Source organism: Halorubrum sp. SP3 (assembly GCF_005435195.1).
GTDB classification, from domain to species: domain Archaea; phylum Halobacteriota; class Halobacteria; order Halobacteriales; family Haloferacaceae; genus Halorubrum; species Halorubrum sodomense.
In genome coordinates, this window is sequence record NZ_SGTU01000716.1 from 1 (window position 1) to 232 (window position 232).

The 232-nt window shown below is 67.7% G+C and carries 1 protein-coding gene; it reads left to right on the forward strand.

Annotated features, from left to right (window positions below; all coding sequences use genetic code 11):
- A partial coding sequence (locus EXE42_RS18045) for a hypothetical protein (RefSeq protein ID WP_137707141.1) occupies positions 1 to 232 on the forward strand: 232 nt, incomplete at both ends.

A 232-nucleotide genomic window follows, 5' to 3' on the forward strand; every position in this document is an offset into this window, starting at 1 on the left:
CTCGGGAGCACTCGACTCACGATGGGGGACGACCCCGGGCCGTTCCCGGGCCGGCGGAGCCCCTTCGAGGCGTACCCGAACGAAGAGTGGGAGTCCCACTACCGCGAGGTGTGGGACCGCGACGACTCGTTCATGCTCACCTGTACGCCGAACGACACGCACAACTGCTACCTGGAGGCCGCCGTGAAGAACGGCCAGATCACGCGGCTGGGCCCCTCGATGAACTACGGCG